Source organism: Quadrisphaera granulorum (genome assembly GCF_003149145.1).
Lineage (GTDB): Bacteria > Actinomycetota > Actinomycetes > Actinomycetales > Quadrisphaeraceae > Quadrisphaera > Quadrisphaera granulorum.
Genome location: NZ_QGDQ01000012.1, coordinates 58338 through 78697, shown reverse-complemented (window position 1 = coordinate 78697; position 20360 = coordinate 58338). Strand labels below are relative to the sequence as shown.

Genomic DNA, 20360 nt, shown 5'->3' with positions numbered 1-20360 from the left:
TTGTTCGGGGGACGCCGCATCGAGGCCTCGTTCTGGTCCGGCTTCCCGGCTCAGCCACGACGACGCGGCACCCAGCCTGGCCTGGGGATCGATGCCAGGAGAGTTCGCGTGTAGCTTTCCGCCGGAGCGGAGAAGACCTCCGCGACCGGGCCCGACTCGATGACGCGACCTGCGCGCATGACCACGACGTGTGAGCACAGGCGCTCAGCGACGTCGAGGTCGTGCGTGATCATGAGCAGGGCGACACCCGCATCGTGTCGGATCTCTTCGAGCACATCGAGAATCTCGGCACGAACCGTCACATCGAGGGCGCTGACGGCCTCGTCGAGCACCAGCAGCTTCGGTCGCGCCGCCAGCGCCCGGGCGATGGCGACCCGCTGCCGCTGACCACCCGACAGGGAGCGCGGTGTGCGATCGAGCACCGACTCGTCGAGCGCAACGCTGCGGACCAGCTCTCGGACGCGCTCCCGCACCGCGTCCGCACTGCCCGGTTCCTGCAGCCGAACAGCTTCCGCGAGGCACGACTCGACGCTCTGCCGCGGGTCCAGCGACTGATAAGGATCCTGGAACACCATCTGGGCCATGGCTGCGCGGTGCCTTCGCTCGCGGACAGACCGCGCCGGTTGGCTCCAGTCCTCCCCCTGGACGGTGACCGTCCCGGCGTCGGCACGCTCCAGCCCGCAGATGATCCGGGCCGTCGTCGTCTTCCCCGACCCCGACTGGCCGACCACGGCGAGTGCCCGTCCGGCGCCGAGCGTCAGGTCGACACCGTCCACTGCGACGAACGGCTCACGACCCCACCCGCGGGCCTTCCGGACCATGAACTCTCGGCGCAGGCCCCGGACCTCGAGGATGGGCTCGCTCGCCGCCTCGCTGTCCGTCGCCGCGGGCTGCCTCGACAGGGTGGACGACGCGACGAGTGCTCGCGTGTAGGGCTCGACCGCGTTGTCGAGGCGAGCAGCGGGGATTGTCTCGACGATCCGCCCCGCGGACATGACGGCGATCCGGTCGCACACCGCTCTCGCGAGCTGCAGGTCGTGCGTCACGAAGAGGATGCCGAGACCGCGCTCGCGCTGGAGGTCGAGCAGGACGGCCATGACCTCCTCCTGCACCGTGACGTCGAGCGCGGTTGTCATCTCGTCGGCGAGCAACAGTTGTGGCTCCATGGCGAGGGCTGACGCGATCATGACTCGCTGCAGGAGACCCCCGGACAGGTCACCGGGGTGCTGGCGCATGCGTCGGCGGGGGTCGGTGATCCCCACCTCCTCCAGCAGCGACTCCGCGCGCACCTCAGCCTCGGACGCGGAGACTCCCGCGACGCATGTCAGCGCCTCGGTCATGAAGTCGCCGATGCTGCGGAGCGGGTTGAGATGCGCCCGCGGTGTCTGGAAGACCACCCCCATCGAGTGTGACCGCACCCGGCGCCGAGCGGCCTTGTCGAGTGCGTCAAGGTTCTTGCCGTCCACGGAGATCCGCCCGGACTGGGTCAGACGTGCGTCGAGCAGGCCCACGACCGCACGCAGGGACAGCGACTTGCCGGAACCCGACTCGCCGATGAGACCGACGACCTCACCGGACGCGACGGACAGGGTGCAGTCCTCGACGAGCACCCGCGCGGGCGAGGTGATGCGCAGGGACTCGATGTCGAGCAGCGGCGGCGCGACGGTGCTCACGTGTCGGTCCCCTCGGCCCAGGTCGTGGCGTGCGCACCGAGGACGCTCACGCTCAGCACCGTTGCGAGCACGAGGGTCGCGGCGGCGAGTGACTGACCGGGGTGTCCCTGGAGGATGGCCGCTTGACCGTCCGCGATCATGGAGCCCCAGTCGGCCGACGGTGGTTGCACCCCGAGGCCCAGGTAGGAGATCGCGGCGAGGTCGAGCATCGCGTAGGCGAAGCCGATGGTTGCCTGCGCGAGCAACGTCGGAGCGAGGGCCGGCGCCAGATGGCGCCCCCAGACGGCGAGCCGGCCCGTGCCCTGTACGTGGAGTGCCTCGACGTACGGCTTGCTGAGCTCCACTCGGGCGGTGACGCGGATGAGCCGAGCGGTCAGCGGCAACGACGAGATGACGAGCGCGATGGACGGTGCCACGAGGCCCTTGCCGAACATGGCGACGGCCAACACGGCCAGCACGAGCCCGGGGACCGCGAAGATGACGTCGACCACACGTGAGAGCCACCAGTCGACAGCCCGCCCGCACCACGCGGCCGTGACGCCGACGATCGCACCGAGCAAAGTCGCGCCGACGGCGACCACGAAGGGCGGGAGGACACTCCCCGGCGCTCCGGCGAGGATCCTCGACAAGACGTCCCTCCCGATCGCGTCGGTGCCGAGCCAGTGCTCGAAGGAGGCTGGCTCGAACGGTTGCCCAACGAAGGGCTGGTGGGGGTCGTAGGGCGCAACGAGCGGGCCGAGGGCCGCGCTCGCGACGATCGCTGCGAGCGCCGCCCCTGCGACGATGACACCGGGACCGCCGCGCGCCGTCCTCCATGCACGCTGCAGGGACGGACGTGCGACGGAGGGAGCGGCGCTCATGCGTGTGTCCGGTCGCTGCGGGGATCGATGAGCGCGGCGATGATGTCGACGAGTGCGTTGGCCGCAACGAAGATCGACACCATCAGCAGTGCGATGACCTGTACCACGGGGATGTCCTTCCTCGACGCGGCTTCGGTGAAGAGGGCACCGACACCACCGAGCCCGAAGGCCTGCTCGGCGATGGCCGCCGTCGCGAACATCGACGCAAAGGTCGTGCCGGAGACGGCGAGGATCTGCGGCGATGCGTTGCGCAGCACGTGCGCACGGAAGATCCGGGCCGACGGGATCCCTCGCACGCGCGCGGTCTCGACGTGCTCCCGCGTCTGCTGGGCCACGAGGGACCCACGGGTAATCCGGCTCACGTAGGCGATGTAGATGATCGCGAGGGAGACCGCCGGAAGCGTCAGGTGCCGCAAGGTGTCCCAGCCCCCGTCCCCGACGCCGAGGACGGGGAACCATCCCAGGAGCCGCGCAAAGACCCAGACCAGGAGGATCGCGACGACGAAGGTCGGCATGGCCAGCCCCACCGTGGTCGACACGAGCACGGCCTGGTCCCACGGGCCGCCTCGCGACGCGAGGATGCCGGACCCGATTCCCACGAGGGCGACGATCGTCGCCGCGTACGCGACCAGGGTCGCGGTGACGGCGATGCGGGGCGCGAGGAGGGCGCTGATGCTGGTCTTGTAGACCATGGACTGCCCGAGGTCACCGGACAGGATGCCTCCCACCCACTGGAGGTATCGCTCCCACACGGGAGCGTCCAGGTGGTGGTCCGCGCGCACCTGCGCGATGAGCTCCGGCGTGGGCTGTACTCCGCCGATGATCGCCGAGACGGGGTCGCCCGGCGTGAGCACGAGCGCCCCAAAGATCACCGCACTGGCGATGACGAGGGTCGAGAGCAGCCCGCCGAGCTGAGCGAGGACGCGCCTCAGCACCGGCGGTCTCCCGAAGTCATGGACGAGGTCATGTGCCGGCTACTCCCGTCCGCCCAGGTGCAGGGCCCAGGGCGAGCTCACGGATGCCTTCGAGGTCACGACGCCGGTGAGTCCCTCGGCGAGGAACGTGGTCTGGTAGGTGGCAGCGAGCGGCACGACGGGGAGGTCCGCGACGTACGCATCCTGGGCGGCGACGTACGCCTTCGCTGCGGCCGTCGCGTCCGTAGCGGTGGCGGCCTCGTCCAGACCAGCAATGACCGCCTCGTTGCTGTAGCCAGTCCAGTTGAAGTAGCCGCCCCTGTCCGTGGGCATGAAGTTCAGTCGCGTGTAGGCCACGAAGGCCGGAACTGCGATGTAGTCGACGCTGAGCATGAGGTCGACGGTGTCCCTGAGGGCGGGGTCGCCGTACAGCGCGCCGTAGTCGGCGGGTTGCTTCTCGTCGATCTCGATCGTGAGGCCGATCGCCTCGCCCGCTGCCTGGACGATGAGCGCCGTCTGCATCGCCTCGGTGTTGCCCGCCGGGACCGCCATGACCATCGGCTCCGAAAGATCTGCTCCCGACTCCGCGATGAGCTCGCGAGCTCGTTCGACGTCGTGCTCGATGTCCGGGAGCGAGGCGTAACCCGCGTCGTAGATGTCCCTGACGGGGCTTCCCGACCAGATGAACGGCGGCACGAGCGTCTTCATCTCGGTGCCGTAGCCGTGGAGGATAGTCTCGAGGAACTGGGCACGATCGATCGCGAGGCCGAGCGCCCGGCGCACCGCGGCGATGGCCGCGGGGCTCTGCGGCGAGGTGCCCATGATCGAGATGAAGCCCGTCGAGTCACCGACAACGAACTGGCCGGCGTCGCTCTCGGTGAACTGCGCCGCAGCCGAGGTGGGAACACCGAAGGCGCCGTCGACCTCTCCGCTGAGCAGGGCACTGGTGAGGCTCGTCGAGTCGGGGACGAACACGTAGGTGATCTCCTGGGCGAGCACCGTCCCGTTCCAATAGGCAGGGTTCGCCCGGGTGGTGATGGAGGTGCCAGGGGTCCACCCGCCCTTCTCGACCATGAAGGGGCCGGTGCACATCAGCCCGGTCTCCGCCGTGCCGACCGCATCACCCACCGATTCGCCGTAGGCCTTCTGCATGACAGCGCCGGCGCCGCCGCTGAGCACCTCACGGAACTGCGACGAGTGCTGACTGAAAGTCAGAGTCACCTCGAGATCGCCGGTCTGCGCGATGTCCGTGACGAAGAAGAAGGGGCTGTACCAGTTCGACGACGGCTGGAGGTTGCGCGAGAGGCTGTAGACGACATCAGCCGCGGTGACCGGTGAGCCGTCCCAGAAGGTGACGTCGTCGCGCAACTCGATGACGAACGTGGTGTCGGTCGACCACTCGGCCCGCTGGGCGATGTGCTCGCTCACCGAGAAGTCCTCGTTCAGCAGCAGCAGGTTCTCGCACAGATTGGGTGTCACGTACGAGTAGCCGAGTGCCGGATCGAGCGAGCTGGGCTCACCTTCGGCGAGCGCCCAGGTGACCGACTCGACCGGGGTTCTCCCGGCGGCCAGGGAGTTCACGACGTCGAAGCCGGCGTCACGTCCTCCTGCCGCAGGCGGTTCCTGCGAGGGCGTCGAGCCGCTACACGCGGAGAGAACGGAGGCGGTTGCCAGGGCGACCGCGGAGGCGAAGGTGCGGCCGGGCGCGCTACGTGCGCGAGTGAGTGCCGTGGGCATCGTGCAGCTCCTGCTCGGAAAGGGGGTGATGGGGGCAAGGGGATGGAGCGGTGGGGCCAGATCAGATGGAGTGGACGCGTACCCCGTCGATCCACGTCGATGTGACGCGAGATGCCGCGATCTGCTCCGGGGGAGCCGTGAAGGGGTTGTGGGCGAGCGTGACGAGATCGGCGCTCGAGCCGACCGTCAGCGTGCCGAACTCGTGTTCACGGCCGAGCGCCCAGGCGGCACCGGCAGTCGCGGCGGTCAGCGCCGTCGCCAGGTCGAGCTGGTGGCCGCACGGACCGAGGGCCGTGCGCGAGTGGCGTGGGTCGCGACGGAGAACACCCACCTGGATCGCTTCGAGAGGGTCGGGGCTGGAGACCGGCCAGTCGCTGCCCGCGGCCAGCAGGGCACCGGCGTCGTGCAGCTCGCCGAAGGGGTAGTGCCTCTCCACGAGGTCCGGGTGGACGAACGGAAGCGTGAGTTCGACGAGCTGGGGCTCCGGCTGGGCCCAGAGCATCTGGATGCTCGCCGCGACTCCCAGCTGCGCGAACCTCGCCACGTCCCGGGCAGTCACCATCTGCAGATGGGCGAGTGTTGCCCGACGCCCGGACGAGGCCGCCTCGATCGCATCCAGTGCCTCGCTGACGGCGCGGTCGCCGAGGGTGTGGAAGTGGGCGTCGAAGCCCGCTGCCATCACCGCCGCGACCGCCGCGTTCAGCTGCGCGGTCGTGAGGAACGTCTCGCCGTGATTGTCGGTGGGGTGGCCGAGCGGGTCTCGATACGGCTGCGAGAGCGCTGCCGTGCGATTCTCGGCGATGCCGTCCACCATGATCTTCACGACGGAAGCGCTGATACGTCCGGTCCCGCTGCTCGCCCGTGCGCGTCGGGCGAGCAGCTCGTCAACCTGTTCGACCCCCTGCGCAGGGTCCCACCAGAGCGCGGCGGTGACCTTGGCGCGCTGCGAGCCGGCAGCGTCGGCCGCGAGGTAGGCGTCGAGTGTGTCGGGCAGCCCGTGCTGCGCACCGACACGCGCGTCGAGCCACGCGGTGACCCCGACCGAGGCCATGACGTCTTGCCCCCGGAGCAACCCCGTGACCACCTGTTCGGACGTCGCTGGCGGCTGGACATCCAGCACGAGCTCCATCGCGCGCTCATGGATGACCCCGGTGGGAGTGCCGTCAGGACCTCGCTCGATGCGTCCTCCCTCAGGATCGGGCGTGGAGGCGTTGATACCCGCGCGCTCGAGGGCAAGGGAGTTCGTCCAGAGCGTGTGGTGGTCACGGCTCACCACAGCGACGGGGCGGTCGGAGACCACGTCGTCGAGCAGCGACCGGTGCGGGTTGCCGCCGATGAAGTGCTCCATCGACCAGCCGCCGCCGAGAATCCAGGATGTCGCCGACCTGGCGGCGTACTCCTTGACGAGCGCCAGGGTCGTGGCGACGTCCGTCGCGCTACCGAGATCGCACTGCCCGGCTTCGTACCCCCCGATGAGCGGGTGCGCGTGAGAGTCGACGAAGCCCGGCAGCACCAGGCCGCCCCGGAGATCGACCAGTTCGGTGCCGACCGTGCGGTGCGCGAGCAGTTGGGCATCGGGCGCCACGGCGACGATGCGACCGTCCTCGACGGCAACACCTGCGGTACGGGGCCCGGGCTCACCGGGCACATAGGCGTGACCGCCGATGAAGAGTGTGTGCACAAGATCCTCCCTTCTGGATGGGACGGACCGTAAGAGCGCTCCCTACCTGCGTCAACAGTGTTGACAACTGTGTTTACACAATGGCAACGATCCGCTATCGTCATGGGGCAGGGAGGAGGATGGGCATGATGACGAAGGCACAGAGACTTGACCGGGAGACGATCCTCGCGGCAGGCCTGGAGCTCGCTCGCGCGGGCAAGAGCGTGACCGTCCGCGAAATGGGTGCGCGCCTGAATGCCGACCCGACCGCGATCTACCGACACTTCCGCAACCGCGACGAGCTCGTCCGCCGCCTCCTCGACCGGGTCATGGCACTCGTCCTGGACTCGATGACCTCAACCGTCGACGACTGGGAGGCCTACCTCCACGAGTTCGCCGAGCGCACCGTCGAGACCTTCGTGGCGCACCCGGCCATCGGCCTCGAGGCGATGCGACTCAACACCGAGGGTGAAGCGGAGCTCGACTCGATGGAAGCGATCCTGTCCGCCTTCCGCGCGGCGGGGCTCACCGGGGACGATCTCGTGCGCGCGTACAGCGTCTACAGCGGTTTCGTGCTGGCCTTCGCCTCGAGCGCCGTGCACGCCGAGGGCGGGGACCCCTGGGTGGCACCGGCGCCAGGACTCGACGCCGCCCGCTACCCCGAGATTGCTGCCAGCCGGGAGGGTCTCGCGAAGCTCACCGGGGCCACGGTCCGGCAGCTCAGCATCCAGACGGTCATCGACGCAGCTCTCGCGCGCGCCCGCAACGTCTGAGGGGCCCCCGCGCACGGGGGGGCTGCGTCTCCGTTCGTCTGCCGGTTCGTCGCACGCACCCACCGGTGGGCGGCACGCGCCGCTAGCGTGCCCGCCCGTGAGGGGGCTCCCGCGGAGCGCAGCACCGGTGGCGGTGTTCGTGCTCGTGATGCTCGTGCTCGTCGTCGGCGCCCGGCTCGTCGAGCGCCACCGAGCACAGAACCTGCGCGTCGCCTCGGGGCCAGGCTCGCCCATCACGGCCAGCCCACCGCCGTCGTCGTCGACGGCGGACTCCGCCCGGCTCCCGGGTCTCCCCGTCGGGACGTCGACCGTGCGCCTCACCAGCGGCGCCCATGCACGCACATACGCCGTACACGTGCCCGCCGACCTGAGCGACCCAGCCCCTCTCGTGCTCGTGCTCCACGGCGGGTTCGGCAGCGCCTCCCAGGCAGAGCAGTCCTACGGCTGGAACGACGTCGCGGAACGGGAGCACGCCCTCGTCGTCTACCCCGAGGGCTTCGGGAGGGCGTGGAACTCCGGAGGTGACTGCTGCGGCGCCGCAGCCCGCGAGGACGTCGACGACGTGGCCTTTCTCACTGCGGTCGTGGATGACGTCAGCGCCCGCGTACCCGTCGACAGGACGCGCGTCTACGCGGCGGGCATGTCGAACGGAGCCATGATGGCGCAGCGCCTGGCCTGCGCGAGCGACGTGGTGGCCGCCGTGGGGGCCGTAGCGGGAACCATCGCGCCGGACACCCCCTGCCGCCCGCCGGGGCACCCCTCGGTGATGCTCGTGAACGGAACCACCGACACCCGGGTGCTGTACGACGGCGGGACGTCGAAGGTCGGGCCCGCCACCATCCACGCGACCGCTGCCCTCGACGTGGCGCAGATGTGGCGGGACGTCAATGGGTGCCCGGCTCCCAGCACGACCACACATGGACCCGTGGTGACCGCCGCGGCGACCTGCCCCGGCGGGCGGTCCGTCACCCTGGTGACGATCAAGGGTTACGGCCACGAGTGGCCCTCGCCGCACGGGTCGCAGACTCCGTACGGCGAGGAGGTCTACACGGGCTGGGACGCCACGCAGCAGCTGTGGGAGTTCTTCGCCGCACACCCGCACTCCGGCGCCTGAGGTCCACCGTGAGAGGTCGCGGGTACGACAAAGGCCCCGGTCGAAGACCGGGGCCTGGTGTGGTGGGCGATACTGGGTTCGAACCAGTGACCTCTTCCGTGTCAAGGAAGCGCGCTACCACTGCGCCAATCGCCCGTGCGGCACCGAGGTGACGCTTGAGGTGGAGACGGGATTCGAACCCGTGTACACGGCTTTGCAGGCCGTTGCCTCGCCTCTCGGCCACTCCACCGAGGGGCATCCGAGTCCGAGCGACCCTCGAGCGGTGCCCTCCGAGCGGACGACGGGATTCGAACCCGCGACCCTCACCTTGGCAAGGTGATGCTCTACCAACTGAGCCACGTCCGCGTACCGGCCTCGCGGCCGAACGAGAAGAACATTACTTCACGCCAGGGGGCTGAGTCGAACCACCCCCTCCCATGTGGCCGCAGGACGCTCCTCGAGGCGCGTCCTGGCAGTCCACGAGGCGGCAGAGCGCGCGCTCGGCCAGGATGACCCCTGCCTGCCGCTCACGCGGCGGGCTGCACCACCGTCGCCCGTGAGAGGACGCCATGCAGGTCTGGCCAGGACGCCCCTACCCGTTGGGGGCCACCTTCGACGGCGCGGGGACGAACTTCGCGCTCTTCTCGGAGGTCGCCTCGCGCGTGGAGCTGTGCCTCGTGGACGAGCGGGGGCGGGAGACGCGGTTCGACCTGCCCGAGGTCGACGGGTTCGTCTGGCACGCCTACCTGCCGCGGATCCAGCCCGGTCAGCGGTACGGGTACCGCGTGCACGGCCCGTACGACCCGGCCGCCGGGCACCGCTGCAACCCCAGCAAGCTGCTGCTCGACCCGTACGCGAAGGCCATCGACGGCCAGGTGGACGGTCACGAGTCGCTCTTCAGCTACTCCTTCAAGGACCCGTCGCGCCGCAACACGGCCGACAGCGCCCGCCACACGATGCTGTCCGTCGTCGTCAATCCCTACTTCGACTGGGGCACCGACCGGCCGCCGGCGCGCGACTACCACGAGACGGTCATCTACGAGGCGCACGTCAAGGGCCTGACGATGACGCACCCCGGCCTGCCCGAGGAGATCCGCGGCACCTACGCCGGCATCGGCCACCCGGCGATGGTCGAGCACCTCACCGACCTCGGCGTCACCGCCATCGAGCTCATGCCCGTCCACCAGTTCGTGCAGGACACCCACCTGCAGGAGAAGGGCATGACCAACTACTGGGGCTACAACACCATCGGGTTCTTCGCCCCGCACAACGCCTACTCCTCCACCGGCAGCCGCGGCCAGCAGGTCATGGAGTTCAAGTCGATGGTGCGCACGCTGCACCAGGCGGGCATCGAGGTGATCCTCGACGTCGTCTACAACCACACCGCCGAGGGCAACCACATGGGCCCGACGCTGTGCTTCCGCGGCATCGACAACGCGGCCTACTACCGCCTCGTCGACTCGGACAAGGCGCACTACTACGACACTACCGGCACCGGGAACTCGCTGCTCATGCGGTCGCCCCACGTGCTGCAGCTGATCATGGACTCGCTGCGGTACTGGGTGAACGACATGCACGTCGACGGGTTCCGCTTCGACCTGGCGAGCACCCTGGCGCGCCAGTTCCACGAGGTGGACCGGCTGTCGGCGTTCTTCGACCTCATCCAGCAGGACCCGGTGGTCTCCCAGGTCAAGCTCATCGCCGAGCCGTGGGATGTCGGCGACGGCGGCTACCAGGTGGGCGGCTTCCCCCCGCTGTGGACGGAGTGGAACGGCAAGTACCGCGACACCGTCCGTGACTTCTGGCGCGGCGAGCCGAGCGCGCTGGCGGAGTTCGCCAGTCGCATCTCGGGCTCGTCCGACCTCTACGAGCACAACGGCCGCAAGCCCATCGCGTCCATCAACTTCGTCACCGCGCACGACGGCTTCACGATGCGCGACCTCGTCTCGTACAACGAGAAGCACAACGAGGCCAACGGCGAGGGCGGGCGCGACGGCGAGAGCCACAACCGCTCGTGGAACTGCGGTGTCGAGGGCGAGACCAAGGACAAGGGCGTCAACGCGCTGCGCGCGCGCCAGCAGCGCAACATGCTCGCGACGCTGCTGCTGTCCCAGGGCGTGCCGATGATCCTCCACGGCGACGAGCTGGGCCGTACGCAGAAGGGCAACAACAACACCTACTGCCAGGACAACCGCACCTCGTGGGTGGACTGGAACCTCACGGACGAGCAGCGCGACCTGCTGCGCTTCACCCAGCAGGTCATCTCCGTGCGGATGAACCATCCCGTCTTCCGGCGCCGCCGATTCTTCGCCGGAGACGCCCAGCACGGCGGCGAGAGCTCCCTGGGCGACATCGCCTGGTTCACCCCCGCTGGGCTCCACATGACGCACAGCGACTGGTCCACCGGGTACGCCCGCTCCCTCGGCGTCTTCCTCAACGGCTGGGCGATCCCCGAGCCGGACCCCCGGGGCGAACAGATCGTCGACGACAGCTTCTACATCATGTTCAACGCGTCCCACGAGGACGTCGTCTTCACGCTGCCGCCGGAGGAGTACGGGTTCGAGTGGCGGGTGGTGGTCGACACCGCCTCGCCACCCGAGGCTCCGTCACCAGCCAAACCTGCTGCGGTGGCTCTGGCCGCCGCAGCACCCGCCGGGCCGTTCCCCGCCGGGTCCGATGTCACCGTGGCGGGGCGCAGCCTCCTCGTGGTCACCCGTCCGTCAGTGGAGGCGCTGTGAGCGACACCGCACCTGAGGCGCGCCCCGACGGACGCACGGACGGACAGGGCGGCTCCGCCGCCCAGCATCGCCCCGCGCCCGGCAAGCCGGTCCCTGTCTCGACCTACCGGCTGCAGATCAGGCCGGAGTTCGGGTACGACGACGCCACCGCCATCGTCGACCACCTCGACGCCCTCGGCGTCTCCCACGCCTACCTGTCGCCGCTGCTGGAGCCGACGCCGGGTTCGGCGCACGGCTACGACGTCGTCGACCACAGCCGCGTCAACCCCGAGGCCGGAGGCCGCGAGGCGCTCGACGTGCTGGTGAAGCGCCTGCGCAGCAGGGGCCTGGCCGCCGTCGCCGACGTCGTCCCCAACCACATGGCCGTACCGACCCCGGCGCGGCTCAACCGAGCCCTGTGGTCGGTGCTGCGTGACGGACCGGACTCGCCGTACGCGCGCTGGTTCGACGTCGACTGGTGGACGTCGGGCCACGCGATCCTCATGCCGGTGCTCGGCTCGCGGATCGGGCAGGTGCTCGGCTCCGGGGAGCTGAAGCTCGACAGCTCTGGCAGCGAGCCACTGCTGCGCTACTACGACCACGTCTTCCCGGTGCGTCCTGGCACGGAGTCGCTGCCGCTGGCCGAGCTCGTCGACCGGCAGTGGTACCGCCTGGCGCACTGGCGCGTGGCCGACGAAGAGTTGAACTACCGCCGGTTCTTCGACGTCGACACCCTCGCCGCCATCCGCGTGGAGGACCCGGAGGTCTTCGACGCCACCCACGAACTGCTGCTGGAGCTGCTCGCGTCCGGGGAGCTGGAGGGGCTGCGCATCGACCACCCCGACGGCCTCGCCGACCCGCGCGGGTACGTGCGCCGCCTCGCCGAGCACTCCGGCGGGGCGTGGGTCGTGGTGGAGAAGATCCTCGAGGGCTCCGAGGTACTCCCGGACGACTGGCCCGTGGCCGGCACCACCGGCTACGACGCACTGCTGCGCGTCGGCGGGCTCTTCGTGGACCCGGCCGGCGCCGGGCCGCTGTCGGCGCTGCTCGCGGAGGTCACGGGCGAAGCGACGGGCTTCCCCGCCGTCGTCGCCGCCGCCAAGCGGGAGGTGGTCGAGGCGGGGCTGTACGCCGAGGTGCATCGCCTCGTGCAGCTGCTCGTGCAGATCGTCGCGGCGGACGTCCGCCTGCGCGACCACACCGAGCGGGCCCTGCGCGAGTGCGTGGTGGAGCTGCTCGTGGCCTTCCCGCGCTACCGCGCCTACGTGGTGCCCGGCGAGCCGGCTCCGGCCGAGGCCCAGCGGGTGCTCGAGGAGGCCGCGGAGCAGGCACGCGAGCACCTGCCGGAGGAGCGGTGGGACACCCTCGCCGTCGTCGTCGACCTGTTGCTGGGCCGCGAGGTCGGCAGCGCGGGGCGGCTGGCCGACGCCGACCGCGCCGAGCTGGTGGTGAGGTTCCAGCAGACGTGCGGACCCGTCATGGCCAAGGGTGTGGAGGACACGGCGTTCTACCGCTGGTTCCGCCTGGCCGGGCTCAACGAGGTCGGCGGAGACCCCGACCGCGTGGGCGTGGCGCCGGAGGAGTTCCACGCCTACTGCGCGCAGCAGGTGCGCGACTGGCCCGTGGCCATGACCACGCTCACCACGCACGACACCAAGCGCGACGAAGACGTACGGGCGCGGCTCGCCGTCCTCTCGGAGCTGCCACTGGAGTTCGCCGAGGCGCTGCGACAGTGGCGGCGCCTGGCCGCCGAGCACCGTCACCAGGAGCTGGACGGTCAGACCGAGCACCTCATCTGGCAGACCCTGCTCGGCACCTGGGGATCCGGTCGCGACGGCGGACCCATCAGCGGTGAACGCCTGCTGGGCTACCTCGAGAAGGCCATCCGCGAGGCGAAGCTCCACACCACGTGGACGAACCCCGACGAGGCCTACGAGGACGCCGTGAGGTCCTTCGCGATGGGCGTGCTCGGAGACGCGGCCATCCTGGAAGCCGTCGAGGCGTTCTCCCAGCGCATCGCCGGGCCGGTGCGCGTGGGCGTGCTCGGGCAGAAGCTCGTGCAGCTGACGATGCCGGGCGTCCCGGACGTCTACCAGGGCACCGAAGTGGTCTCGCTGTCCCTGGTGGACCCCGACAACCGGCGCCCCGTCGACTACCCCGAGCGCCGTCGTCGTCTGGCACGACTCGACTCCGGCGCCCGACCTGGCGACCTGTCCGACGAGAAGCTGCTCGTCACCTCCCGCGCGCTGCGACTGCGCCGCGAGCACCCCGAGTGGTTCGTCGGCGAAGGCGCGACGTACACGGCCGTGGCGACCTCCACGGGCAACGCCGTGGCCTTCGGCCGCGGCACGACCGAGCTGGACGGCGGGGTGCCGCAGGTGGTGGTCGTGGCCACCCGCCTGGCGGCCTCGCTGGAGCGGCTCGGCGGCTGGGGGCAGCACACCGTGGTGCTCCCGGAGGCCCGTCCCGGCCAGGACGGCCCCGGCGCATGGCGTGACCTGCTCACCGGAGCCCTCCACGACGGCGGCGCCATCCAGCTCGCGCGCTTGCTGGCCTCGATGCCGGTCGCGCTGCTGGTCCGCGAGGGCTCCAGCGAGGTGGCTGCCGCCGCCACGGCGGCCGTGGGGGAAGATGCTGCGCCGTGAGCATGGCCCAGCAGTCGAGCCCCACCAGCGTCGTGGACGGCATCCGCCGTCCCATGAGCAGCAAGGACCTCCGCAAGGCGGTGGGAAAGCTGCTGCGCGGACCGCAGCCGCTGCCCATCGTGCAGGCGGGGCACCCGGTGCTGCGGGAGGTCGCCCAGCCCTACGACGGTGAGCTCTCGCCCGAGCTCATGGCCGACCTCGTGGAGGCGATGAAGGTCTCGATGCACGCCGCGCCGGGCGTGGGGCTCGCGGCGCCGCAGATCGGGCTGGGGCTGGCCCTCGCCGTCGTCGAAGACTCCGGCGATGACGACGACGACCCGCGCGAACGCTCCGACCTTCCGTTCCGGGTGATCGTGAACCCGTCCTACTCCCCTGTGGACGCCTCGGGAGCGCCCGTGTCCGTGGAGGAGGCCGAGCGCGTGGTGTTCGAGGAAGGGTGCCTCTCGGTGGTCGGGTACGAGGCCGAGGTGGCGCGCTTCCGGTCGGTGCGCGTGGTCGGTCAGGACGAGGCGGGCCGCGCCTTCGACGAGGTGTTCCACGGCTGGTCGGCGCGGATCATGCAGCACGAGATCGACCACCTCGGCGGCGGCCTCTACATCGACAAGGCCGACCTGCAGTCGCTGACCTGGACGGGCCGCGTCTGATCCGCGTCAGCTCCCGGCTCGCTCGCCGGCGCGCAGCCGTCCGATGAACTCCTGGCTCCAGGTGCGCTCGGCCCGCAGGGCGTGCACGGTCAGCCGGAAGATCTCGACGACGTGCGCCGGCCCGCGCGAGCCGGCCAGCGCCAGGACGTCTTCCTCGTGCGCAAGGGCGGCGTCGATGTGGTTGATCCGCCGCTCCAGCCCGGCGACCAGCTCAGCGGTGGGCAGGACGGGCGTGAAGTGCAGCAGCGGCACCAGGCCGAGCGGGCGTACGTCGTCGTCAAGCAGCGATCGACAGAGGCGGCGCAGCTCCTCCCACCCGTCGTCGGTGCAGGTGAAAAGCGCTGCCCGTGAGCCGTCGCCGCTCGTGCGGTGGATAGAGCCGGCCGACTCGAGCGTCTTGAGCTGCTGGTAGATCGACGCCGGGGCAATGGTGGTCCACCGCTCGACGGCCCACTCGCGCAGCACCGCCTCGACGCCGTAACCGCCGATGGGCTGCCGGTGCGCGATGACACCCAGCACCATCAGTCGGGTGGTGGTCCTGGACATAGCCCTCATGTCGGTACACGCTTACTAAAACTTGAGTATCGACCCCAGGCAGGACGGCGACGACATGGCCACGTGCAGACCCGCAGGGTCCTACGGCATCGACGCACCCGCGGTGCCGCGGCTATGGGTGGGCCTTGCCGCAGCGTCTGCCGCCGCGGGGGCGGCCCTCGCGGCGCGCGTCCGCAGGCCATGGGCGCAGCCACTCGGCACCCTGCTGCTGCTCGGCGCACTGGGCAACGCCGCAGGCGCTGCGGTGCATCTGCACACCAGCGTGCGCGGCAAGTTCCAGCTCTGGAGTGACCTGCTCGACGACGGCGCCCCCGCGCCTGCACGCGTGCTCGACATCGGGTGCGGCCGCGGCGCCGTCGCCATCATGACCGCCCGACGGTTCCCCGGGGCTCACGTGACGGGTGTGGATCTGTGGCACACGGCCGACCAGTCCGGCAACTCCCCCGACGCCGCCGCGCGCAACGCCAGTGCCGCGGCTGTGACCGACCGGGTGCGCTACGTCACGGCGGACATGCGTGAGCTCCCGTTCTCCGACGCCTCGTTCGAGCTGGTGACGGCGAGCCTGTCGATCCACAACCTGCCTTCACCCGCCGATCGCCGCCGGGCCGTGCGCGAGGTGGTGCGGGTGCTTGCCCCGGGCGGCCGCGTCGCGATCATGGACATCCAGCACACCTCCGAGTACGCCGATGCGCTGCGCGAGGCTGGCCTGGACGTCGAGGGACCACGCGACGCCGGGTGGCGCGGGTGGTGGACCGGCCCATGGATGCCGACTCAGGTGTTGCGGGCCCGCGCCTGACCCACCCTCGAATGGCACAGGGCCACCCCGTGACACTCCTCCTGGCACGGGGCCACTCCGTGCCATTCAAGGGGGGCGGATCCACCCACGGCGTTCCGGAGGTCCATGATCACGGGGAGGGGAGCGTCACTCGGGTGGCGGACGCCCATGATCACCGATTGGGTGGTCGCGTGCATCGCTTCGCCGTCTGGGCGCCCTCCGCTGATCGCGTCGAGCTCGACGTCCACCTCCCCACCGGAACGCAGACCCTGCCCATGGGGCGCGCCGATGACCCGGCGCCCGGCTGGTGGGCTCTCGACGTGGCCGAAGCGGGCGACGGCACCGACTACGCCTTCCGGGTGAACGGCGGCGACCCCCGCCCCGACCCGCGCAGCGCCCACCAGCCGCACGACGTGCACGGCCCGAGCCGTGTCTTCGACGCGAGCGCCCACACCTGGGGCGACACCACCTGGCAGGGCTGCGACGCCCGCGGCGCCGCCATCTACGAGCTGCACATCGGCACCTTCACCCCCGAGGGCACGCTCGACGCGGCGATCGCGAAGCTGCCGCACCTGGCGGCGCTCGGCGTCGACGTCATCGAGCTGCTGCCGGTGGCCGCGTTCCCGGGCCGCCGCGGCTGGGGATACGACGGCGTGGACCTGTACGCCGTGCACGACGCCTACGGAGGGCCCGCGGCGCTGCAGCGCTTCGTCGACGCCGCGCACCAGGCGGGACTGGCCGTGGCGCTCGACTGCGTCTACAACCACCTCGGCCCGGCGGGGAACTACCTCGCCGAGTTCGGCCCCTACTTCACCGAGGAGCACCACACGCCCTGGGGCGCAGCGGTCAACCTCGACCAGCCCGGCTCCGACGGCGTGCGGCGGTTCGTCGTCGACAACGCCCTGCGGTGGTTCCGCGACTTCCACATCGACGCGCTGCGCCTGGACGCGGTCCACGCCCTCGTCGACGACTCCGACGAGCACGTCCTGGCGCAGCTGGCCCGCGAGACGGCCGCCCTGTCGAAGCAGCTCGACCGACCGCTGACGCTCATCGCCGAGAGCGACCTCAACGACACCGGCATGGTCACGCCTCTCGGTGAGCAGTCCACGACGAAGCTGCCGGCGCGTGGCATGCAGGCGCAGTGGGCCGACGACGTCCACCACGCCCTGCGCTCGGTGATGACCGGCGAGCGCGGTGGCTACTACAAGGACTTCGCCAGCCTCGAGGTGCTCGGCGGAGTGCTGCAGCGCGTGTTCCACCACGCGGGCACGTACAGCCCGTTCCGCGGCAAGACCTGGGGAGCTCCCGTCGACACCTCCCGCTACGGCGGTCACGCGTTCGTGGCGTACACGACGACGCACGACCAGACCGGCAACCGCGCCACCGGAGACCGGCTCTCGGCGTCGCTGGACGACGCCGGGCTCGCCACCGCGCAGGCCGCCATCCTCACGAGCGCCTTCACGCCGATGCTGTTCATGGGCGAGGAGTGGGGCGCCACCACGCCGTGGATGTTCTTCACCGACCACGACGCCGAGCTCGGCGCCCTGGTGAGCAAGGGCAGGGCGGAGGAGTTCGCCTCCCACGGATGGGACACCGAGGACGTGCCCGACCCGCAGGCACTCTCGACGTTCCAGGACAGCAAGCTCGACTGGTCCGAGCCCACCTCCGATCGCGGCGCGCGGCTGCTCGCCTGGACCCGAGACCTGCTGTCGCTGCGCCGTTCGGAGCCCGACCTCGCCGGAGACGACCTGCGCGACGTCCGCACCGCCACCAGCGGTGACACCGAGCTGCGCGAGGGCGGCAGCCCCTGGCTGGTCGCTCGGCGCGGCTCACTGGCGCTGGTGGCCAACCTGGCGGAGCAGCCGCAGGACGTGCCGCTCGACGGAGTGCTGGAGGACGACGACGACGGCGCGCGCGCCGCGCTGGTGCTCGCGTGGGACGCGGCGGCCACCACGATCGACGGTGCGGCGGTGCGGCTGCCGGCCCGCGCCAGCGCCGTCGTTCGCCTCAGCTGACTTTGGCGGCGGCCGGCCCCCTGGTGGCCGACTGCCCATGATCACGGGGAATGAATCCGCGGTGATCATGGGCAGTCGGCCACCACGGGATCAGGGGTGGGAGCCCTCGCGAGCCAGGGCGGTCAGACGCGAGACCGCACGGGCGTACTTCTTGCGGTAGCCGCCGTTCATGAGCTCATCGGGGAAGAGCTGGTCCAGCGGCGCGCCGGATGCGACGAGCGGTAGGTCGCGGTCGTACATGCGGTCTCCGAGCACGACGAGGCGCAGCGCGACGCTCTGGTCCGAGACCGGCCGCACCCCGGTCCAGTGGACGGCGGTGACGCCATCGAGCAGCGCCCCGTAGCGGCTGGGGTGGACGGTGGCGAGGTGGCTGAGGAGAGCGTCGAAGGAGTCGAGCACCACCCCTTCGCCCGCCGCGAGCCGCTGGGCAGCCCGCTCGCGCACGTCGTCGTCGGTGGCTGGTTCGGGCGGAGCCGGCAGGCCGCGGTGGCGGTAGTCCTCGCCGTCGACGCGGTACACGTCGAACCGGGAGGCGACGGCCTGGATCTCGCGCAGGAAGTCCTCCGCGGCGAACCGGCCTTCACCCAGGGCGTCGGGCAGCGTGTTGGACGTGGCCGCCAGGGCCGTGCCGGCGTCGGACAGCTCGCGTAGCAGGCGACTCATGAGCACGGTGTCGCCCGGGTCGTCCAGTTCGAACTCGTCGATGCAGACCAGGCGCTTGGCCGCGAGCGCCTCGACCGCCTGCCGGAAGCCGAGGGCGCCCGCCAGGTTGGTGTACTCCACGAAGGTGCCGTACGCCGCTGGCGCCGAGGGGCTGTTCACGGCATGGAAAAGTGAGGTCAGCAGGTGGGTCTTGCCCACGCCGAAGCCGCCGTCGAGGTAGATGCCCTCCTTGGCGGCTGCACCGCCACCGCGGCCGAACAGCTTCGCGAGACCTCCTCCCGCGGAGCCCTTGGCGCCCTTCGAGCCCTTGGCGCCGCTCCAGCGCCCCGCTCGGTCGCGCAGCGCCTGCACGGCCTCGGCCTGGGTCGGCTGGGTCGGGTCGGGTCGGTAGCTGTCGAAACTGGCGGCGGCGAAGTGCGGTGGGGGCACGAGGTCGTCGAGAAGGCGCTGGGGACTGGGCCGCGGGTCTCGCTGTACGAGAGAGGGGACGGCGTCGGTGGTCTCGACGGCGTCAAGGGCGGTCGCGTCAGGCACCGGTCGAGCCTAGGGCTGACGGCCAGCCACCGCCGCTCGCGGCCCCCACCCGCCGGTCCGGTGAGCTGCAGGTCACAGCCTCGGACGGGCCATCGAGGAGGCAGGCGGGGAGCGTCCTGTGGGGAGGTCCCGAGTCGTTAGGGCACACCCACGTCCTCTAATCTCCCGACATGACTGCACAGACCACGTCGTCGCGCATCGCCCCGGACCCCTCGCCCCGCTTCGCGGAGTACGCCCACCCCGAGCGGCTCGTCAGCACCGAGTGGCTCGCGGAGCACCTCGGCCAGCCCGGCCTCGTCGTCGTCGAGAGCGACGAGGACGTGCTCCTCTACGAGACCGGTCACATCCCGGGCGCCGTCAAGATCGACTGGCACACCGACCTCAACGACCCGGTCACCCGCGACTACATCGACGGCGAGGCCTTCGCCAAGCTCCTCGGTGAGCGCGGCATCACCCGCGACACCACCATCGTGCTCTACGGCGACAAGAACAACTGGTGGGCCGCCTATGCCCTGTGGGTGTTCACCCTGTTCGGCCACGAGGACGTCCGCCTCCTCGACGGCGGTCGCGCCAAGTGGGAGGCCGAGGGCCGCGCGTACACCACCGACGTCCCCGAGCTGGCCCTCGTCGACTACCCCGTGGTCGAGCGCGACGACTCCCGCATCCGCGCCTACAAGGACGACGTGCTCGCGTTCCTGCGCACCGAAAGCCCCCAGCTCGTCGACGTGCGCTCCCCCGAGGAGTACACCGGCGCCCGCACCCACATGCCGGCCTACCCCGAGGAGGGGGCGCTGCGCGGCGGCCACATCCCGGGCGCCCAGTCCGTGCCGTGGGCGCGCGCGGTGGCCGAGGACGGCGGCTTCAAGCCCCGCACCGAGCTCGAGGCGATCTACGCGCAGGAGAAGGGCCTCGACGCCGGCCGCGCCACCGTCGCCTACTGCCGCATCGGCGAGCGGTCCAGCCACACCTGGTTCGTGCTGCACCACCTGCTGGGCTTCGACGACGTGAAGAACTACGACGGTTCCTGGACCGAGTGGGGCAACGCCGTGCGCGTGCCGATCGTCACCGGGGAGCAGCCGGGGTCCGTGTCGTCCCGATGACC

The 20360-nt window shown here is 70.8% G+C and carries 15 protein-coding genes and 3 tRNA genes; 8 read left to right on the top strand and 10 right to left on the bottom strand.

Annotated features, from left to right (window positions below; genetic code table 11):
• Window positions 1-50: 50 nt before the first annotated feature.
• The 5 genes from nikE to BXY45_RS10945 form a co-directional block, all read right to left on the bottom strand.
• Window positions 51-1673, bottom strand: coding sequence for a nickel ABC transporter ATP-binding protein NikE (nikE, locus tag BXY45_RS10965; protein WP_109774535.1), 1623 nt, complete (start codon window positions 1671-1673; stop codon window positions 51-53).
• The gene (locus tag BXY45_RS10960; RefSeq protein WP_109774534.1) at window positions 1670-2533 is read right to left on the bottom strand and encodes an ABC transporter permease; all 864 of its coding nucleotides are present in this window, start codon (window positions 2531-2533) and stop codon (window positions 1670-1672) included. Before BXY45_RS10960 ends, nikE begins: the two co-directional genes overlap by 4 nt.
• Entirely contained in the window at window positions 2530-3468 is a 939-nt protein-coding gene (locus BXY45_RS10955) for an ABC transporter permease (protein WP_109774533.1), read from the bottom strand. The genes BXY45_RS10960 and BXY45_RS10955 overlap by 4 nt, the downstream gene beginning before the upstream one ends.
• Window positions 3469-3507: 39 nt before the next feature.
• Entirely contained in the window at window positions 3508-5184 is a 1677-nt protein-coding gene (locus BXY45_RS10950; RefSeq protein ID WP_109774532.1) for an ABC transporter substrate-binding protein, read from the bottom strand.
• Between the two features lie 61 nt (window positions 5185-5245).
• Window positions 5246-6865 (bottom strand): amidohydrolase, encoded by a 1620-nt coding sequence (locus BXY45_RS10945; protein ID WP_109774531.1) that lies wholly within the window; start codon window positions 6863-6865, stop codon window positions 5246-5248.
• Between the two features lie 128 nt (window positions 6866-6993).
• Here BXY45_RS10945 and BXY45_RS10940 point away from each other — a divergent pair, with 128 nt between their 5' ends.
• Window positions 6994-7617, top strand: coding sequence for a TetR/AcrR family transcriptional regulator (locus BXY45_RS10940; protein WP_170131456.1), 624 nt, complete (start codon window positions 6994-6996; stop codon window positions 7615-7617).
• Window positions 7618-7714: 97 nt separating this feature from the next.
• The gene (locus BXY45_RS10935) at window positions 7715-8731 is read left to right on the top strand and encodes an extracellular catalytic domain type 1 short-chain-length polyhydroxyalkanoate depolymerase (RefSeq protein ID WP_146211161.1); all 1017 of its coding nucleotides are present in this window, start codon (window positions 7715-7717) and stop codon (window positions 8729-8731) included.
• A 60-nt stretch (window positions 8732-8791) separates the two neighbouring features.
• On the opposite strand, the gene BXY45_RS10930 is transcribed toward BXY45_RS10935, so the two are convergent.
• The 3 genes from BXY45_RS10930 to BXY45_RS10920 form a co-directional block, all read right to left on the bottom strand.
• Window positions 8792-8866 (bottom strand) — tRNA-Val (locus BXY45_RS10930).
• 23 nt (window positions 8867-8889) lie between these two features.
• Window positions 8890-8960 (bottom strand) — tRNA-Cys (locus BXY45_RS10925).
• 43 nt (window positions 8961-9003) lie between these two features.
• Window positions 9004-9076: transfer RNA gene (locus BXY45_RS10920), tRNA-Gly, on the bottom strand.
• A gap of 203 nt (window positions 9077-9279) precedes the next feature.
• On the opposite strand from BXY45_RS10920, the gene glgX reads away from it, so the two are divergent.
• From glgX to BXY45_RS10905, 3 genes are read left to right on the top strand one after another with little or no spacing between them, the layout of a single operon-like run.
• Complete coding sequence (gene glgX / locus BXY45_RS10915) at window positions 9280-11448, top strand: glycogen debranching protein GlgX (protein WP_109774528.1); 2169 nt, start codon at window positions 9280-9282, stop codon at window positions 11446-11448.
• Window positions 11445-14072 carry a malto-oligosyltrehalose synthase gene (gene treY, locus BXY45_RS10910; protein ID WP_109774527.1) on the top strand — a complete coding sequence of 876 codons (2628 nt, stop codon included), beginning with the start codon at window positions 11445-11447 and terminating at the stop codon, window positions 14070-14072. The genes glgX and treY overlap by 4 nt, the downstream gene beginning before the upstream one ends.
• A gap of 2 nt (window positions 14073-14074) precedes the next feature.
• Window positions 14075-14716, top strand: coding sequence for a peptide deformylase (locus tag BXY45_RS10905; protein WP_245961760.1), 642 nt, complete (start codon window positions 14075-14077; stop codon window positions 14714-14716).
• A gap of 6 nt (window positions 14717-14722) precedes the next feature.
• Here BXY45_RS10905 and BXY45_RS10900 read toward each other — a convergent pair whose 3' ends face one another.
• Complete coding sequence (locus BXY45_RS10900) at window positions 14723-15262, bottom strand: PadR family transcriptional regulator (protein ID WP_170131455.1); 540 nt, start codon at window positions 15260-15262, stop codon at window positions 14723-14725.
• Between the two features lie 31 nt (window positions 15263-15293).
• Between BXY45_RS10900 and BXY45_RS10895 the strand changes: the two genes are divergently transcribed.
• Together BXY45_RS10895 and treZ are read left to right on the top strand one after the other, a co-directional pair.
• On the top strand, window positions 15294-16067 hold the full coding sequence (locus BXY45_RS10895; protein ID WP_146211160.1) for a class I SAM-dependent methyltransferase: 774 nt from the start codon (window positions 15294-15296) through the stop codon (window positions 16065-16067).
• Between the two features lie 170 nt (window positions 16068-16237).
• Entirely contained in the window at window positions 16238-18061 is a 1824-nt protein-coding gene (gene treZ / locus BXY45_RS10890) for a malto-oligosyltrehalose trehalohydrolase (RefSeq protein WP_245961754.1), read from the top strand.
• A gap of 90 nt (window positions 18062-18151) precedes the next feature.
• Here the strand turns inward: treZ and zapE are convergent, their stop codons facing one another.
• The gene (gene zapE, locus BXY45_RS10885) at window positions 18152-19258 is read right to left on the bottom strand and encodes a cell division protein ZapE (RefSeq protein ID WP_109774523.1); all 1107 of its coding nucleotides are present in this window, start codon (window positions 19256-19258) and stop codon (window positions 18152-18154) included.
• A gap of 170 nt (window positions 19259-19428) precedes the next feature.
• Between zapE and BXY45_RS10880 the strand changes: the two genes are divergently transcribed.
• The gene (locus BXY45_RS10880) at window positions 19429-20358 is read left to right on the top strand and encodes a sulfurtransferase (protein ID WP_109774522.1); all 930 of its coding nucleotides are present in this window, start codon (window positions 19429-19431) and stop codon (window positions 20356-20358) included.
• Window positions 20359-20360: the final 2 nt, after the last annotated feature.

Bases quoted from the DNA above. Each gene is read 5' to 3' on its own strand.
- BXY45_RS10960 (WP_109774534.1), bottom strand. From the start codon at position 2,533: ATGAGCGCCGCTCCCTCCGTCGCACGTCCGTCCCTGCAGCGTGCATGG.
- BXY45_RS10950 (WP_109774532.1), bottom strand. From the start codon at position 5,184: ATGCCCACGGCACTCACTCGCGCACGTAGCGCGCCCGGCCGCACCTTC.
- BXY45_RS10940 (WP_170131456.1), top strand. From the start codon at position 6,994: ATGACGAAGGCACAGAGACTTGACCGGGAGACGATCCTCGCGGCAGGC.
- glgX (WP_109774528.1), top strand. From the start codon at position 9,280: ATGCAGGTCTGGCCAGGACGCCCCTACCCGTTGGGGGCCACCTTCGAC.
- BXY45_RS10905 (WP_245961760.1), top strand. From the start codon at position 14,075: ATGGCCCAGCAGTCGAGCCCCACCAGCGTCGTGGACGGCATCCGCCGT.
- BXY45_RS10900 (WP_170131455.1), bottom strand. From the start codon at position 15,262: ATGTCCAGGACCACCACCCGACTGATGGTGCTGGGTGTCATCGCGCAC.
- BXY45_RS10880 (WP_109774522.1), top strand. From the start codon at position 19,429: ATGACTGCACAGACCACGTCGTCGCGCATCGCCCCGGACCCCTCGCCC.